The sequence below is a fragment of the Salinibacterium sp. AL4.1 genome, assembly GCF_059767305.1.
In genome coordinates this window covers 1112722-1127833 of sequence record NZ_JBSOQK010000001.1, presented here as the reverse complement: position 1 = coordinate 1127833, position 15112 = coordinate 1112722, and the positions used below count along the sequence as shown (strand labels likewise).

At 62.1% G+C, this 15112-nt stretch carries 17 protein-coding genes; 15 read left to right on the top strand and 2 right to left on the bottom strand.

The features are described from left to right. Positions 1-57: 57 nt before the first annotated feature. From rplM to glmM, 3 genes are read left to right on the top strand one after another with little or no spacing between them, the layout of a single operon-like run. The gene (gene rplM / locus ACWTV3_RS05535; protein WP_100388229.1) at positions 58-504 is read left to right on the top strand and encodes a 50S ribosomal protein L13; all 447 of its coding nucleotides are present in this window, start codon (positions 58-60) and stop codon (positions 502-504) included. A 42-nt stretch (positions 505-546) separates the two neighbouring features. After that, a complete protein-coding gene (gene rpsI / locus ACWTV3_RS05530; RefSeq protein ID WP_100388230.1) occupies positions 547-1035 on the top strand; it encodes a 30S ribosomal protein S9 in 489 nt (162 codons plus the stop codon). 26 nt (positions 1036-1061) lie between these two features. Next, the gene (gene glmM, locus ACWTV3_RS05525) at positions 1062-2423 is read left to right on the top strand and encodes a phosphoglucosamine mutase (RefSeq protein ID WP_498477205.1); all 1362 of its coding nucleotides are present in this window, start codon (positions 1062-1064) and stop codon (positions 2421-2423) included. An 84-nt stretch (positions 2424-2507) separates the two neighbouring features. Here the strand turns inward: glmM and coaA are convergent, their stop codons facing one another. Next, positions 2508-3455, bottom strand: coding sequence for a type I pantothenate kinase (gene coaA / locus ACWTV3_RS05520; protein ID WP_498477941.1), 948 nt, complete (start codon positions 3453-3455; stop codon positions 2508-2510). 55 nt (positions 3456-3510) lie between these two features. Between coaA and glmS the strand changes: the two genes are divergently transcribed. The 9 genes from glmS to ACWTV3_RS05475 all read left to right on the top strand — a co-directional run bounded on the left by glmS (position 3511) and on the right by ACWTV3_RS05475 (position 10980). Beyond that, positions 3511-5361 (top strand): glutamine--fructose-6-phosphate transaminase (isomerizing), encoded by a 1851-nt coding sequence (glmS, locus tag ACWTV3_RS05515; RefSeq protein ID WP_498477204.1) that lies wholly within the window; start codon positions 3511-3513, stop codon positions 5359-5361. An 8-nt stretch (positions 5362-5369) separates the two neighbouring features. Further along, positions 5370-5741 carry a holo-ACP synthase gene (locus tag ACWTV3_RS05510; RefSeq protein ID WP_498477203.1) on the top strand — a complete coding sequence of 124 codons (372 nt, stop codon included), beginning with the start codon at positions 5370-5372 and terminating at the stop codon, positions 5739-5741. After that, complete coding sequence (gene alr, locus ACWTV3_RS05505; RefSeq protein ID WP_498477202.1) at positions 5738-6838, top strand: alanine racemase; 1101 nt, start codon at positions 5738-5740, stop codon at positions 6836-6838. The genes ACWTV3_RS05510 and alr overlap by 4 nt, the downstream gene beginning before the upstream one ends. Further along, complete coding sequence (tsaE, locus tag ACWTV3_RS05500; protein ID WP_498477201.1) at positions 6835-7392, top strand: tRNA (adenosine(37)-N6)-threonylcarbamoyltransferase complex ATPase subunit type 1 TsaE; 558 nt, start codon at positions 6835-6837, stop codon at positions 7390-7392. Before alr ends, tsaE begins: the two co-directional genes overlap by 4 nt. Continuing rightward, positions 7376-7996: a tRNA (adenosine(37)-N6)-threonylcarbamoyltransferase complex dimerization subunit type 1 TsaB gene (gene tsaB / locus ACWTV3_RS05495; protein ID WP_498477200.1), complete on the top strand. Its 621-nt coding sequence runs from the start codon at positions 7376-7378 to the stop codon at positions 7994-7996. The genes tsaE and tsaB overlap by 17 nt, the downstream gene beginning before the upstream one ends. After that, complete coding sequence (gene rimI, locus ACWTV3_RS05490; RefSeq protein WP_498477199.1) at positions 7993-8484, top strand: ribosomal protein S18-alanine N-acetyltransferase; 492 nt, start codon at positions 7993-7995, stop codon at positions 8482-8484. The genes tsaB and rimI overlap by 4 nt, the downstream gene beginning before the upstream one ends. Positions 8485-8594: 110 nt before the next feature. Continuing rightward, positions 8595-9629, top strand: coding sequence for a tRNA (adenosine(37)-N6)-threonylcarbamoyltransferase complex transferase subunit TsaD (gene tsaD, locus ACWTV3_RS05485; RefSeq protein ID WP_498477940.1), 1035 nt, complete (start codon positions 8595-8597; stop codon positions 9627-9629). 102 nt (positions 9630-9731) lie between these two features. After that, a complete protein-coding gene (locus tag ACWTV3_RS05480; protein ID WP_498477198.1) occupies positions 9732-10013 on the top strand; it encodes a DUF4190 domain-containing protein in 282 nt (93 codons plus the stop codon). A 76-nt stretch (positions 10014-10089) separates the two neighbouring features. Continuing rightward, positions 10090-10980 (top strand): DUF4190 domain-containing protein, encoded by an 891-nt coding sequence (locus ACWTV3_RS05475; protein WP_498477197.1) that lies wholly within the window; start codon positions 10090-10092, stop codon positions 10978-10980. Here ACWTV3_RS05475 and ACWTV3_RS05470 read toward each other — a convergent pair. Beyond that, entirely contained in the window at positions 10977-12182 is a 1206-nt protein-coding gene (locus ACWTV3_RS05470) for a class I SAM-dependent methyltransferase (RefSeq protein WP_498477196.1), read from the bottom strand. The genes ACWTV3_RS05475 and ACWTV3_RS05470 overlap by 4 nt on opposite strands. A gap of 123 nt (positions 12183-12305) precedes the next feature. On the opposite strand from ACWTV3_RS05470, the gene groES reads away from it, so the two are divergent. The 3 genes from groES (at position 12306) to ACWTV3_RS05455 (ending at position 15059) form a co-directional block, all read left to right on the top strand. Continuing rightward, the gene (gene groES / locus ACWTV3_RS05465; protein WP_100388242.1) at positions 12306-12602 is read left to right on the top strand and encodes a co-chaperone GroES; all 297 of its coding nucleotides are present in this window, start codon (positions 12306-12308) and stop codon (positions 12600-12602) included. 157 nt (positions 12603-12759) lie between these two features. Then, a complete protein-coding gene (rarD, locus tag ACWTV3_RS05460; protein WP_498477195.1) occupies positions 12760-13704 on the top strand; it encodes an EamA family transporter RarD in 945 nt (314 codons plus the stop codon). 56 nt (positions 13705-13760) lie between these two features. Further along, positions 13761-15059, top strand: coding sequence for an ABC transporter substrate-binding protein (locus ACWTV3_RS05455; protein WP_498477194.1), 1299 nt, complete (start codon positions 13761-13763; stop codon positions 15057-15059). Positions 15060-15112: the final 53 nt, after the last annotated feature.

Sequence of the window (15112 nt, the reverse complement as noted above, 5' to 3'; positions counted from 1 at the left end):
CAACCATCGGAGCGGGATTCACGAACACCTCACTCGATCAATGAAAGCAGCACTATTGTGACGCGCACATATTCGCCCAAGCCCGACGACATCTCGCGGGAATGGGTCATCATCGACGCAGCCGACATCGTTCTCGGCCGTCTCGCCAGCCACGCAGCCATCTTGCTCCGCGGAAAGCACAAGGCCACCTTTGCTCCGCACATGGACATGGGTGACTTCGTCATCATCATCAACGCTGAGAAGGTTGCCCTCACCGGTTCCAAGCTCAAGCAGAAGAAGGCTTACCGCCACTCCGGTTACCCGGGTGGGCTCACGGCCACCACGTACTCCGAGCTGTTGGAGAAGCACCCCACGCGCGCCGTTGAAAAGGCAATCCGCGGAATGCTCCCCAAGAACTCGCTCGGTCGCGCTCAGCTCTCGAAGCTGAAGGTATACGCAGGTGCTGAGCACCCGCACGCTGCCCAGCAGCCCACGCCGTACACCCTCGACCAGGTCGCTCAGTAGCGCCCGCGCTTCACGAAGCAAAGAATTAAAGGACTTATTACAGTGGCTAAGATCGAAGATTCAATCACCGAGGGTGCACCCGAGTCGTACACGACCGAGTCGGCAGCAGTTGAGGCGCCCAGCGCACCTCGCCCCGTTCTCACCGTTCCCGGCGCAGCCGTAGGGCGTCGCAAGCAGGCAATCGCCCGCGTGCGTCTCGTTCCCGGTTCGGGCACCATCACGGTCAACGGCCGTGAGCTCGCCGAGTACTTCCCCAACAAGCTTCACCAGCAGCTCATCAACGATCCGTTCAAGATCCTTGACCTGCTCGGCGGCTATGACGTTATTGCACGCATCACCGGTGGTGGCCCCTCGGGTCAGGCCGGCGCATTGCGTCTCGGCATCGCTCGTTCGCTCAACCAGATTGACGAAGAGAACAACCGTGCTGCCCTCAAGAAGGCCGGCTTCCTCACTCGTGACGCTCGCGTCAAGGAGCGTAAGAAGGCTGGACTCAAGAAGGCGCGTAAGGCTCCGCAGTTCTCGAAGCGCTAACCCGCTTCGCCTGCTAGCGGCAACGTATGGCACGACTTTTTGGTACAGATGGCGTTCGCGGACTCGCGAACAGTGATCTTACTGTCGAGCTTGCGCTCGGCTTGGCTCAGTCGGCAGCAGTCGTACTGGGCCAAGGCCGAGTTGCTGATGGTCGGCGCGCTTCAGGCCGCCGACCGGTTGCAGTTGTCGCACGCGACCCCCGCGTATCCGGCGAATTTATTTCCGCCGCAGTATCCGCGGGGCTCGCGAGCTCGGGCGTCGATGTCTTCGACGCCGGAGTAATCCCCACCCCGGCAGCAGCGTTTCTCGTTGCCGACTTTAAAGCCGACCTCGGAGTCATGATCTCCGCGTCGCACAATCCCGCCCCAGACAACGGAATTAAATTCTTCGGTCAGGGCGGCACCAAACTTCCCGATGAAGTCGAAGACCGCATCGAAGCCGCTCTCTCCGCTCCGAGCCTCGCTCCGACCGGTGTTGAGGTTGGTCGCATCCGCCGGTTCTCCGATGCTGAAGATCGTTACGTCGTGCATCTCTTGTCGACGTTGCCGAACCAGCTTGCCGGAATCCACGTCGTTCTCGACTGCGCCCATGGCGCAGCGGCAGGCGTCTCGCCCCAGGTGTTCACGGATGCCGGGGCCAAGGTCACCGTCATCGGTGCGGATCCCGACGGAATCAACATCAACGACGGCGTCGGATCAACGCATCTCGACAACCTCGCTTCTGCCGTTCTGGCCCACGGTGCCGATGTCGGAATCGCCCACGATGGCGACGCCGACCGCTGCCTTGCTGTCGATAAAGAGGGCAACGTCGTCGATGGCGACCAGATCATGGCGATCCTTGCGGTTTCCATGGCCGAACGTGGGGTGCTTCACGATCGCACTCTCGTAGCGACCGTGATGAGCAACTTGGGGCTGCGCCGTGCCATGGCCGAGCACAACATTAAGATGCTCGAGACCAAGGTGGGCGACCGCTACGTTCTCGAAGCGCTGGGCGCCCACGGACTCTCCCTCGGCGGAGAGCAGTCGGGCCACGTGATCATGACCAAGTTTGCGACTACCGGAGACGGCATCCTCACCGGACTGCACCTAGTGGCAGAGATGGCTCGTACCGGCAAGACGCTCGCGCAGCTTGCCGAGGTGATGACGGTATACCCGCAGGTTCTCGTGAACGTTCGCGGAATTGACCACCACTCGCTTGGTTCCGACACCGTAATCGCTGAGGCGGTTGCCGCTGTTGAAGCAGAGTTGGGTGATACCGGGCGCGTGCTCTTGCGGGCATCCGGAACCGAACCGATGGTTCGCGTGATGGTCGAAGCCGAACACCAAGAAGTTGCTCAGCAGATGGCAGACCGCCTCGCTGACGTCGTTCGCACTCAGCTCAGCCATTAGGCAGCTCAGCAGATAAGGCACTCAGCCACTTACCGCCTCAAGCGCTAGCCGGCTCCGCCGCACAATCGCGATACCGCACACTCTTTAGGTCTTGCGCAGCAGAACCTTTGAGACGGCGTGATTGGCATCTTTGCGCAGGATGAGGGACGCCCGTGGACGCGTGGGGCGCACGTTCTGCGTGAGGTTGGGTTCGTTAGTGCGCTTCCACACCTCGCGGGCGCGGGCGCGGGCAGCATCCTCGTCGAGGTCGGCGAAGCGGTGAAAATACGAGCGCGGGTTACTGAAAGCGCCGCGTTGCAGGCGCAAGAAGCGTTCCTCGTACCAGTGCGCGATATCGCTTGTGCGGGCATCCACATAGATGGTGAAGTCGAAGAGGTCGCTGACCGCGAGGCTCTTGCCCGCCATGGGGGGCTGGAGCACGTTGAGACCCTCGACGATAAGAACGTCGGGTTTGCGCACGGTTACCGCGGCATCCGGAATGATGTCGTACGCCAAATGCGAGTAGAACGGCGCGCGCACTTCTGGTTCGCCGGCTTTAATCTTGCTCACGAAGCGCAGCAGGGCGCGACGGTCGTAGCTCTCGGGAAAGCCTTTGCGCTCGAGAATTCCACGACGCTCGAGTTCGGCGTTAGGGTGCAGAAAGCCATCGGTCGTAATGAGTTCGACCCGGGGCGTGCCCTCCCAGCGGGAGAGCAGTTCGCGCAACAGACGCGCAATCGTTGACTTGCCGACGGCGACAGACCCGGCGACACCGATCACGAAGGGCGTGCTGGAGGTGGTGGCCCCCAAGAACTGCGTGGTGGCGGCGTGCAACCGTTGGGCGTTCTCGGCGTAGAGGTTAAGCAACCGGCTCAGGGGTAAATAGACCTCGGCCACCTCGGTGAGATCGAGCTCATCGCCCAATCCGCGCAGCTCGATAAGCTCCGCCTGGGTGAGGGGAACTTTCATTTTGGGAGCAAGTTCAGCCCAATCGCTCCGATCGATTTCGAAAAAGGGAGAGATGTGACCGTGTCCGGAGCCATGTTCGTGCATCACGTTCATCCTAACTGCGCACAGATACCCAGCTAGGGGAACTAAACTCGTCTCCATGTGTGGAATTGTCGGTTACGTCGGTAACAACAAAAGCCTTGAGGTGCTACTCAGTGGGCTCAAGCGTCTCGAATACCGGGGTTACGACTCCGCAGGTATTGCGATCATTGACGAGGATGGTGAGCTCGGAACGCGTAAGCGTGCCGGCAAGCTCCAGATGCTCGTCGATGACCTCGAAGCCACTCCGCTCAGCAACGGAGCCACCGGTATTGGACACACGCGGTGGGCAACTCACGGTGGCCCCACCGACGTCAACGCGCACCCTCACCTGGGTCGCGACTCCAAGCTCGCCCTGATTCACAACGGAATCATCGAAAACTTCTCCGAGCTTAAGAACGAGCTGCTTGCTGAAGGTGCGACCTTCGCTAGCGAGACCGACACCGAGGTTGCTGCACTCCTCGTTGGCCGCGAGTACGAAAAGAGCGGCGACCTCACCGACGCGCTGCGCGCTGTCGTTGCTCGTCTCGAGGGTGCCTTCACGCTCCTCGCCGTTCACCAGGATCAGCCCGGCGTCGTTGTCGGCGCTCGCCGCAACTCGCCCCTCGTTATCGGTTTGGGGGATGGCGAGAACTTCCTCGGCTCCGACGTCGCTGCATTCGTTGAGTTCACGCGCCGCGCTGTTGCCATCGGCCAGGACCAGATTGTGACGATCCGCCCCGACTCCGTCGACGTTATCGATTTCGATGGCAATGCCGTTGAGGTTGAAGAGTTCGACATCGCTTGGGATGCTTCGGCATCCGAAAAGGGCGGCTGGTCGAGCTTCATGGCCAAGGAAATCAGCGAAGAGCCGGATGCCGTAGCCAACACCATTCTTGGTCGCGTTCAGGATGGGCTGGTCAAGCTCACCGAATTCGAGCCTCTCGGCGACGAGATCATCGCCAACATCGACCGCATCGTCGTTATCGCGTGTGGAACTGCCGCGTACGCGGGCATGCTCGGCAAGTACGCCATTGAGGCGTGGGCTCGCGTTCCCGTTGATGTGGAACTCGCTCACGAGTTCCGCTACCGCAACCCGATCCTGACCGAGCGCACGCTCGTTATCTCGATCAGCCAGTCCGGCGAAACGATGGACACACTCATGGCGGTCAAGTTCGCGATGGAGTCGGGCGCGAAGGTTGTTTCGGTGTGCAACACGCACGGTGCAACGATTCCACGCGAATCGCACGCTGTTGTTTACACGCACGCGGGCCCCGAGGTTGCTGTGGCATCCACGAAGGCGTTCGTTGCTCAGGTCACCGCGCTCTACCTCATCGGCCTTCACATCGCGGGCGTGCGTGGCACGCTGAGCGATGACGCCATTCGCGACAACGTCGCAGAGTTGCAGGCGGTGCCGGAGAAGATTTCTGAGGTTCTGGTTACCTCGCAGTCGATCAAGCAGCTCGCTCACTGGATGACGGACACTCAGTCGGTGCTCTTCCTCGGTCGCCACGTCGGCTACCCGGTCGCGCTTGAGGGTGCGCTCAAGCTCAAGGAGCTCGCGTACATTCACGCCGAGGGCTTTGCCGCTGGCGAGCTCAAGCACGGTCCGATCGCGCTCATCGAGCCTGGCCAGGTTGTTTTCGTCATCGTTCCGAGCCCGCGCGACCCGAACTCGCTTCACAAGAAGGTCGTCTCCAACATTCAGGAGATCCGTGCTCGGGGCGCTCGCGTTATTGCGATTGCTGAGAAGGGTGACGCCGCCGTGCTTCCCTTCGCCGATGAGGTCATCCCGATTCCGCTGGCTGGTTCGTTCTTTGAGCCGCTGCTTGCTGTCATCCCGCTGCACATCTTCGGTATGGAGCTTTCTGCTGCGAAGGGACTCGACGTCGACCAGCCTCGCAACCTCGCGAAGTCTGTCACCGTCGAATAGGTTTCACCGTGATTGTGGGGATCGGTGTGGATGTCGTCGACATCGCCCGCTTCGAGCGTGCGTTGCAGCGCACACCGACTCTCACATCGCGCCTGTTCTCTGAGAGCGAACAACTCAAGGAGGGCAAGCCGCGCCCACTGCGCTCGCTCGCCGGAAGGTTCGCAGCGAAAGAGGCACTCATCAAGGCGCTCGGAGATTCGAGTGGTGTCACGTGGCACGACATGCGGGTGGTGTCGGATTCGCTGGGAAACCCCTCGCTTGAACTTCACAACTCGACGAAAGACATTGCCGATCGTCGGGGCATTACTTCGGTTCATCTCTCGATGAGCCACGACGCGGGAATCGCTATTGCCTATGTCATTGCCGAGGCCACCCCATGAATGACCTTCGAGTTGCCACGATCAGCACCGCGGCGATTAGCCACAACGTGGAGACCCTGCGGGCGCTCGTCGCACCGGTGCAGGTGATGGCCGTCGTCAAAGCGGATGGCTATGGCCACGGTGCGGTGGAAAGCGCGCGTGCTGCTCTCGCCGGCGGCGCCGACTGGCTGGGCGTCGCCGACCTCAATGAAGCATTTGCGTTGCGCGCGGCAGGAATCGACGCTCCGCTCCTGGCGTGGTTGCACCAGCCGGGCGCAGCATTTGGCGAAGCGGTGCGCGCGAAGATCGACCTCGGCGTGAGCAGCCTCGCTCAGCTGAATGAGGTCGCCGCGACATCCGACACCGCGTACGTACACCTGAAGGTTGACACCGGCCTGCACCGCAACGGCGCTTTTTTGGATGAGTGGCACCAGTTCTTTGAAGCCGCTGTCGCCCATGAGTTGGCGGGCCGCATTCGCGTCCGGGGGCTCTGGAGCCACCTGGCCAATGCCGGCGCCGAGCACGATCTCGAACAGATCGAACAGTTTTCCGCCGCGATTGCGATGGCCGAATCGGTGGGGTTACGCCCAGAACTTCGCCACCTCGCGGCATCGGAAGGCGCACTCAAGCATCCAGCGGCTCGCTTTGACCTCGTGCGCGTCGGCATCTCGAGCTATGGGCTCGCTCCTGCCACTGATGTGGATGTTGCCGCTCTTGGCCTTGTGCCAGCGATGACGCTGAGCGCTCCCGTCGTCTCGGTGAAGCGCGTCACAGCGGGTTCTGGAGTCTCGTACGGCTACGCGTACCGTTGTGAGCACGACACCACATTGGCGCTCGTGCCGGTGGGCTACGCCGATGGAATTCCGCGCCACGCGTCGAATCGCGGCCCCGTGTCGATCAATGGCGTTCTCGGTCGGGTCGCTGGCCGCGTAGCAATGGACCAGATTGTGGTCGACATGGGCGACGCGACAGTGGCGATTGGTGATCGGGCGGTGCTGTTCGGTAATCCTGCTGCTGCGGTGCCGAGTGCCGACGACTGGGCCGAAGCGGCCGACACCATCAATTACGAAATCGTGACCCGCATCGGGCCGCGAGTGACCCGCAGGTACGAATCGTGACCACTTTTACTATTGCTACGCCCGAGCGCATGGCCGAGCTCGGTGCGACGATCGCTGCCCAACTGGGCGCGGGGGATCTGGTTCTCCTCAACGGCGAGCTTGGCGCCGGTAAGACGACTCTCACGCGGGCGATCGGCGAGACGCTCGGCATCCGTGGCACGGTCACAAGCCCGACGTTCGTGCTGGCACGCACCCACCCTCGGCTGGATGACGCGGGAGTCGAATTGTCGACTGACGCTGCGGCGCCGCTCGTCCACGTTGACGCGTACCGCCTCAGTAGCGCTGTAGAACTCGACGACCTCGATATCGACTTCGAAGCATCCATCGTGATTGTGGAGTGGGGTGCCGGCCTGCTTGACGGAGTAAGCGACAGCTGGCTGACCGTCGACATCGCCCGCCCCCTCGGCGGTGTCTCCCGCGAGAACAGCGCTGACGACCTCAACGAATCACACGACGACTTCGCCGACGAGGCCATTGAGCCGCGCACGGTGACCGTGACGGGCACTGGCCCCCGATGGGCAGACATGGAGTGGCTCAATGCTGTTAGCGATTGACACGTCGGCGGGAACGACTGTCGCGGTCGTGGCGGCCGATGGTTCGGTGCGCGCGGAACGCAATTCTCTCGACACCCGTAAGCATGCCGAGGTGGTGGGCGATTTCATCCACGGTTCCCTCGCCGATGCAGGACTCGCTGTAACCGACCTGACTGGTGTCGTGGCCGGTATGGGCCCGGGCCCCTTTACTGGTCTGCGGGTCGGAATCGTGGCGGCTCGAGCGTTCGCCTTTGGTGCCGGTCTTCCCGTGCTGCCCGTCGTCACTCACGATGCTCTCGCGCTCGGCGAGACAGAACCCGTAGTGGTAGCTACCGACGCCCGCCGCAAAGAGCTGTATTGGTCGACCTACGAGGGGTCGGATGCTGCAGGCTTGCCGATTCTCGTCGCGGGCCCCGCGTTGGCTCCGGCCGCTGAGCTCGCCACGAGCGTGCCCAACTTCGAGCACTTTGCGCTGCGTGACACCGAGCCGGTGCGCGCCACACGCTTGGCACGTCTCGCGCACTTACTCCGCGAAAACGACCGTCCGTTTGCGGGCGAAGAAGCGCTCTATTTGCGCTCGCCCGACGTCACCCCCTCCGCAGGCCCGAAACGAGTCACCGCATGAGCTGGCAATTACGCCGCGCCACGATCAACGACCTCGACGCCATCATGGCGATCGAGGCGAGCGAGTTCGCCAACGACGCTTGGTCGAGCGACATGATGCGGGGCGAGCTCGGCGACAACCACGGCTACTACCTTGTGGCAACAACGCTTGAGGCACCCGCGGTGGTGAAGGCCTATGCCGGCTTGCGTGCGCCGTACCGCTCGGGGCAGGCAGACATCCAAACTATTGCGGTTGCTCCGGATGCTCGCCGCCACGGAATCGGTCGTGCATTGATGCACGCGCTCATGGTCGAGGCTCGCGATCGCGGTGCCAGCGAACTTTTTCTTGAAGTGCGCGACGATAATCCTTCGGCGCAAAAACTCTACGATTCGCTCGGATTTGAGCGCATCGCTGTGCGCCCCAACTACTACCAACCGGATGGGGTTGACGCCATCGTGATGCAACTGACGATTCCTGAGCCCAAGCTTGCTCCGGCGGTCGGCCAGTGAGCGCGTCGACGGCAGCCGCGGCCGCAGTGCCGACAGCGACGGCAGCGACCGCAGCGACCACGCCATCCGCGCCGTCGGGTGTCACGCCACTCAACACAACTGATCCGCTGGTGCTGGGCATCGAGACAAGCTGCGACGAAACCGGCATCGGCATCGTTCGGGGCAACCACCTACTGGCGAATGTCATTTCGTCATCGATGGAGGAGCACGCGCGCTACGGGGGAGTGGTTCCTGAAGTTGCGGCCCGCGCGCACCTCGAAGCGATCCAGCCGGCGCTGGAGCAGGCGCTCGCCGAAGCCGGCGTCGATCTGGCAGATCTTGACGCGATCGCCGTCACGAGCGGGCCAGGTCTTGCCGGTGCACTGATGGTCGGTGTCGCTGCGGCAAAGGCTCTGTCTGTGGCGACGGGAAAGCCGCTCTATGCCGTCAATCACCTTGTTGGTCATGTCGGTGCCGATGTTCTTCGTGATGACGGAACCGAGATCGACCTCCCCACCATCGCCTTGCTCGTGTCAGGCGGGCACACTTCGCTGCTGCACGTGCGCGATCTTGTCTCGGACGTCGAGCTGCTGGGAGAGACGATCGATGATGCCGCCGGCGAAGCATTCGATAAGGTCGCGCGCCTGCTCGGGCTTCCGTATCCCGGCGGACCGCATATCGATCGCGTTGCAGCGACGGGGGACCCCAAGGCCATCCGTTTTCCCCGCGGCTTGAGCCGCCCGAAAGACCTTGAGCGGCACCGCTACGACTTCTCCTTCTCAGGGCTGAAGACCGCGGTTGCCCGCTGGGTCGAGCGCGAGCAAGACGCCGGAACGGAGTTTTCGAAGGCGGATGTCGCCGCCAGCTTTCGCGAGGCAGTGGTCGACATTCTTCTCACCAAAGCGGTCGCGGCCTGCGTTGATCGCGATGTTCCTCGCCTGTTGCTCGGCGGCGGCGTGGTCGCGAACGCGCGCGTGCGAGAGCTCGCTGCCGAGCGTTGCGCCGCTGCAGGCATCGAGTTGCGCATCCCCCCGCTGTCGCTCTGCACTGACAATGGAGCGATGATTGCCGCACTGGGCGCCCAATTGGTGATGGCGGGTAAAAATCCCTCAACTCTGGGCTTTAGTGCTGATTCCACGCTGCCGGTGACCCAAATTCAGGCGTAACGTCGCCGTAAACTCTGAGCAACCTGCGTTGACAGGCTTCTTTCAGGCTGAGAATATGGGTGCGCCGCAATCGGCCCCATTACCTCAAAGGAGCATTTCGCTATGTCAGAACCCACCCCTTACGCTGCAGCACCTGCAGGCGCACCGGTTGCTAAGTGGAATGTTCTCTCGATCATCTCGCTGGTCACGTCCATCATCGGCCTGAGCCTCGTCGGCATCATCACTGGTCACATCGGCCTCAGCCAGATCAAGAAGACCGGTGAGCAGGGCAAGGTTCTCGCCATCATTGGCCTCATTCTTGGTTACTTGGGCTTCGTCATTGGCCTCATCGTTGTGATTACCATCATCGGTGCTGCAACGATCGGCGGCGTTAGCTCGTACTAACACGTGAAGTAACAAAAGAGGCTCGCACGGTTGTGCGGGCCTCTTTTGTTTGAGCCGCGCTTGCTAAAGTGTGCGCATGGCTACCAATAACTCAGACGGCTCCATCCCGCCGATTGCTTCACCCGGCGGATCATCCACGTCAGACACTCCGCTCGCAAAGGCGACCCCTTCGGCCAAAAAGCCCGCCGCCAAGAAATCGCCCGCCGCATCTTCGGCGAAGTCAGCGCCTGCCGCGAAGAAGCCTGCTGCGAAGGCTGCTCCTTCCAAGGCTGCAGCAGCGAAGCCGACCACGACAAAGGCTGCGACCACAAAATCCACGACGACGAAGGCTGCCGCCACGAAGGCTGCCGCAGCTAAGACGTCGGCTGCGAAGACGGCTGCCGCGAAGACTGCGGCCGCCAATGAGCCGAGCACAGCGGCTCCCGCCGCCGTTCCCGCGGCGACCGCGGATGCTGCGACGACTCCGGCAGACGCTCCCGCCGCGCCGAGTGCGGCAACGAGCATTCCGCCCGTGCCGCCGGCGCCGTCCGTTACGCCTTCGACTGCGCCCGCTGCCGACAGCACCGCTCCCGAAGCAGCGCCAGCCGCAGCACCTTCCAACCCCTACGCCTCGACCAACGGAACTCCCGTTCCCGGCTACGCGAGCGGCCCCACTCCCGGCCAGGCGGCGTACAGTCCCGTGCCGGCAGGCCCGCCCAAGGGTTTGTCAATCGCTTCGATGGCAACGGGTATTTCGAGCATCGTTCTCACGTTTATGGCGCTCGGCCTCTTGCCCGGTATCGCTGCAGTTGTCTTGGGCCACATGGCGCAGAAGAAGCAGCCCTACGCCCGTCCGTTCTGGCTCACCGGCCTCATCACCGGGTACATTTCCACCGGCCTTGGCTTGCTCACAATCGTTGGCTGGATTGTATTCTTCATCTTCGTGGCCAACGCTAGCTACAACGCGCCGTACTACGGGGGCTACTAAGCAATAGCTGCTGAGGTTTCTGTAAACGTCGTGCGCTGTGCGAGCAGCGCGCGACGTTTGCCGCCCACTCGCGTAAGAATAAGGGTGGCGCTGTTTTCACCCTTGAGTGAGAGAGACGTTCTGAAAGTCGCGGGGTCGATATCGACTCCGCGCTTTTTGATTTCCAAGGTCCCGATTTTGCGGCTGGCCAGTTCCTTTTTGAGCGAGCGCTTGTCGAGGGCGAAATCGGCCACAATCTCAAAGCACGTGGCGAACGGGGTTGCGACTGCGGCATCCGCGCTGAAATAGGCGATCGATGTGTCGAGCATGCGAGCGTTCAGCTGACGTGCCAGATCGCCAATGAGTCGCGCCCGGATGACAGAGCCGTCGGGTTCATAGAGATACTGGCCGAGTTCTCCCGCGGCTTCGTCTTCGCTGTCGGCAGCTGCCGTGAGCTCGGCGGTGCCGTGATCGCCGATTACGAGGGCGGCACGGCGGATGCCGGGGCGGGCTACCGCTCCGAACCAGAGCCCGAGTTCAACGACTTCGCGCCCGACAGATACCCACTGGGCTTCGGCATTGTCGGGGATGAGGTCGCGGTCGATGCCTGGACCGAGTTTGATGCCGGTGGGGTAGCGCTCGGCGAGGCCGAAGGCGAAGTCGAGCGACGGAGTCCAGTCGGCGGGGTTGGTGAGGCGCACGCGGGCGTCGCGGCGAGCGGGGTCGAGGTAGATGCCGTCGATGCCGGCCAGATCGGCAGATTCAGCGTCGCCGTGCACGACTTGGGCGTTGTGCCACGGAGCGAGGTTGAACGCGGCAATCGCGGCGGTTGTCTCGTCGCGTTCGACGGCGGTGACGTTGAGTTCCAGAGCGGCGATGGCGAGCGCATCCGCTCCGATGCCGCAGCCGAGGTCGGCGACCCACTTCACTCCGGCCTTCGAGAAGCGGCCGGCGTGCTGGGCGGCGACCGAGAGTCGAGTTGCCTGTTCGAGCCCGGCCTCGGTGAAGAGCATCCGCTCGGCGAAGGGTCCGAACTTGCCCGCGGCTTTTGCGCGCAGTTTCGATTGACTGAGAACAGCGGCGACGAGGCCGGGGCTGTGGCCGGCCTTGCGCAGCTCGGCGACGGTGCGCACGATCTCGTCGCTCGAATGCCAGGCTGGCAGCGAGTCCAAGAGGCGAAGCCCTTCGGCAGAAAGCAACTCGCGCAATTCGCTCTGATTCATTCTCTAACCGTATCCGCATCCGAATTGGCACTCACGTTGATCGAGTGCCAACCAAGCCGTATAGTTGATCTGGCACTCCTACAGGGAGTGTGCCAGCCCAAGCACTTTAGAAAGAGGTCAAACGTGTCGGTGTCCATTAAGCCGCTCGAGGATCGCATTGTAATCAAGCAGGTTGACGCAGAACAGACCACCGCGTCTGGGCTCGTTATTCCTGACACTGCGAAAGAGAAGCCCCAGGAAGGCGAAGTAGTCGCCGTAGGTCCCGGTCGCATCGATGACAACGGAAACCGCGTGCCGCTCGACATCGCAGTCGGTGACAAGGTCATCTACTCCAAGTACGGCGGAACCGAGGTGAAGTACGGCGGAGAAGACCTTCTCGTACTCTCGGCTCGCGACGTTCTCGCCGTAGTCGTTCGCTAACGCGATACTCATTTCTCGTCCGCCGGTAACGGCAGGACAGTTCGAAAGCCCAGGGCCTCGGCTCTGGGCTTTCGTCGTATCCGGAGGCGTCGGGCGGCACTGCTCGTCAGCATCGCGGATGGCGCTGAGCGTTCGTCGTCAGCCCTAGGATTTAGAAGTGACTTCTCCTTCGCCCGCCACCGACCGCGTCTCGCCGAGCGGTCTCGGCTTTGCTGTCTCCGCGTATGTGCTGTGGGGCGCAATGCCGATCGTGTTCTTCTCCCTCAAGGAGTCGGGCGCGATTGAAATTGTGGCCTGGCGAATCGTACTCTCGCTGGTGTTTTGCGCGATCTTGCTCGTGTTCACTCGCGGTTATCGTCGGGTTCTCGCCATCATCCGTGATCGTAAGACGTTTTGGACGCTCGGCTTGGGCGGCGCCTTCGTCGTTGTCAACTGGCTGATCTATGTGTATGCAAGCCTCAACGGTCACATTGTCGAGGCGTCACTGGGGTACTTCACGAACCCGATCGTCACGGTGCTGCTCGGTGTCGTTATCTTGCGCGAACGCTTGCGTCCGCTGCAGTGGGTGGCGCTCGGCATCAGTGCGCTCGCAGTCCTGGTGCTATCAATTGGTTATGGCAGCTTCCCGTGGATTGCCCTCGGCCTCGCGTTCAGCTTCGGTTTTTACGGTCTCGTCAAGAAGAACGTCGGCCCTAAAGCGGATGCCGTCGGCGGCTTGGCCGTCGAGACGGCATTTCTTGCGCCTATCGCGGTTGTTGTTCTGCTCGTGCTCTCGGCCGATGGGCAACTCGCTGCGGGCACCGCGGGCGCCGGTCACTTGACCTTGACGCTCTTTTTGGGTGCCATTACCGCGATCCCACTGATTTTGTTCGCCGCGGCCGCCCGGCGACTGCCCCTCACCTACATGGGCTTGGCCCAGTACTTGGCGCCGATTCTGCAGTTGATCGTCGCTGTCTTTATCTTCCATGAGGCGATGCCGCCCGAGCGTTGGTTGGGCTTTGCCATCGTGTGGCTGGCGCTGGCGATCCTCACCTTTGATCTCTTCCGTCACTCTTCTCGTACGCGGCTTGGTTCCGCCGCAGAGGCTCCGGGCGCCCCGTAGTATTCCTCTGACGGTGTGTGGTCGCCCGAGACCTGCACGCCAAGAAAGGCGAAGCAATGGCGAGCATTCAGCCGGCGAGACGTGTCATTGTCGCAGCGCTGGTGGTTGCCGCGCTCTCCGCGTGCAGCGCCCCCGTCCCTCCCGCTGCTCCGACCGCCGCCGCCGATGGGGGATCGACCCCGTCGGCAACGCCCACTCCCGCGGTGACGCCCGCGGGCGATGGCATCCTGCGCATCGGCACTATCTTTCCGACATCGGGAACCTTCTCGTTCCTCGCGGCGGCCCAGAAAGCGGGAGTGGCCGCGGCAGTAAAAGAGATTAACGCCGCCGGTGGCGTCAACGATGAGCCTGTCGAAATCGTGGCGGTCGATTCCGGCGAAGCCACAAAGACCACGCTGGAGTCGAACTTTAAGAAACTTGTCGCAGAAGACGTGGATGTCGTTATCGGCCCCTCATCGTCGGCCCTCGTGCAGCGGGCAATTCCTCTCGCGATGGATGCCCAGATTCCCCTGATTTCTCCCGCCGCCACGCTCTCGAGCCTCGACGATGTTTTCGATGACGGCTACTTCTTCCGCACGATTCCCGCCTACGATCAGCAGGGTTATGCACTGGCTGATGCGCTCCTCGGCGGCGAGACGGCGCGGAAGATCGCCTTTGTCTATATCGCGGATGAGCAGGGCACAGCACTGCACGACACCTTCGTTGAAGCGCTTGCCGAATATGACACGGAGCTTGTCGCTGACGAAGTGTTCACGACGTCGACGACTAAGTTCGACGCGATCATTGCCAGCCTGAAAGAGGCTGCACCCGATGTCGTTGTGGTGGGTTCCAACTACGACTCAGAGAAGGCAACCAAGGCAGCCATCGAGAAGATTGCCGCTGCGGGGTTCACGGGTTCAGAGCTTTGGCTCACCTCGCTCAACACTGGCGATTACTCCCAAGCGTTCAAGAACGGCACGCTTAAAGGAGTGCGCGGAGTGATCGAAGGCCACCAGCCTTCCACGGCCTTCATCGCCACGCTCAAGTCCACGAACTCCAAGCTGACCAGTTACCGCTATGCGGCCGAAACGTACGACGCGACGATGCTCGCAGTTCTCGCGGCAATCGTCGCTCAGGATGATGCGGGGGAGGCGATCGCCGGTTCGCTGTACGACGTCTCGAAGAGCGGCGTTAAGTGCCTGAGCTTCGCTGAGTGCCTTGAGGTTCTCAAGACCACCAACGACATCGACTACGACGGCGTCTCTGGCCCCGTGAACTTCACTCCTGGAGGCAACATCGAGCCCGGTTTCTGGGGTTTTTACACCTACGACGGCGAGAATAAGTTCGTCTACAACAGCGGTGCAATCTTCGGCTAATTCGAGTGTCGCCCGGATTGGGGCCACTCTTTTGCCTTCCGATTGGCTCTTCG

What these genes read in the sequence shown, in the direction of transcription:
- glmM (WP_498477205.1), top strand. Translation starts at nt 1,062, where the DNA reads ATGGCACGACTTTTTGGTACAGATGGCGTTCGCGGACTCGCGAACAGT.
- coaA (WP_498477941.1), bottom strand. Translation starts at nt 3,455, where the DNA reads ATGCACGAACATGGCTCCGGACACGGTCACATCTCTCCCTTTTTCGAA.
- glmS (WP_498477204.1), top strand. Translation starts at nt 3,511, where the DNA reads ATGTGTGGAATTGTCGGTTACGTCGGTAACAACAAAAGCCTTGAGGTG.
- alr (WP_498477202.1), top strand. Translation starts at nt 5,738, where the DNA reads ATGAATGACCTTCGAGTTGCCACGATCAGCACCGCGGCGATTAGCCAC.
- tsaB (WP_498477200.1), top strand. Translation starts at nt 7,376, where the DNA reads ATGCTGTTAGCGATTGACACGTCGGCGGGAACGACTGTCGCGGTCGTG.
- rimI (WP_498477199.1), top strand. Translation starts at nt 7,993, where the DNA reads ATGAGCTGGCAATTACGCCGCGCCACGATCAACGACCTCGACGCCATC.
- ACWTV3_RS05480 (WP_498477198.1), top strand. Translation starts at nt 9,732, where the DNA reads ATGTCAGAACCCACCCCTTACGCTGCAGCACCTGCAGGCGCACCGGTT.
- ACWTV3_RS05475 (WP_498477197.1), top strand. Translation starts at nt 10,090, where the DNA reads ATGGCTACCAATAACTCAGACGGCTCCATCCCGCCGATTGCTTCACCC.
- ACWTV3_RS05470 (WP_498477196.1), bottom strand. Translation starts at nt 12,182, where the DNA reads ATGAATCAGAGCGAATTGCGCGAGTTGCTTTCTGCCGAAGGGCTTCGC.
- ACWTV3_RS05455 (WP_498477194.1), top strand. Translation starts at nt 13,761, where the DNA reads ATGGCGAGCATTCAGCCGGCGAGACGTGTCATTGTCGCAGCGCTGGTG.